Source organism: Pseudomonas sp. LARHCG127 (assembly GCF_052871455.1).
Genome location: NZ_JBIXJT010000048.1, coordinates 1 through 542 on the forward strand (window position 1 = coordinate 1; position 542 = coordinate 542).

The 542-nt window shown below is 60.0% G+C and carries 1 protein-coding gene; it reads right to left on the reverse strand.

Annotated elements, in window-relative coordinates:
* The coding region (locus tag ACIPQ1_RS28755; RefSeq protein WP_446535150.1) for an immunoglobulin-like domain-containing protein at positions 1-542 on the reverse strand (542 nt) is incomplete at both ends.

Consider the following 542-nt stretch of genomic DNA (forward strand, 5'->3'; position numbering starts at 1 on the left):
CCGACCGTCACGTCCAATTCGCCTGAGCTCGCGCCGGCGACGATGGTGATGGTTTTGCCGCTTTCGAGCGTGACTGTCACCGGACCGTTTTGCGCGGTAACTGGCTTGCCGTCGGCACCAGTCAGAGTCGCGGTGTAGGTGATGGTGCCGTTTTCATTCACGGTCGGCGTGGCGGTCAACGTCACGGTGGTGGTGTCGTTGACATCGCTGACCACAGTGCTAACTGGCGTAGTGTTTGGAGCGATGGCTTCCAGGTTACCGCCCGATGCCGAGTCAATCGATTCGGTGACGGTGGTCGGACCTTGATAAACGTCATTACCCACAGCGACATCGAGCGTACCCGAACTTGCACCGGCTGCGATGGTGATGGTCTTGCCGCTTTCCAGCGTCACGGTGACCGGGCCGTTTTGTGCGGTAACTGGCTTGCCGTCGGCACCGGTCAGGGTAGCGGTGTAAGTGATGGTGCCGTTTTCATTCACGGTCGGAGTGGCGGTCAACGTCACGGTGGTGGTGTCGTTGACATCGCTGACCACGGTGCTAAC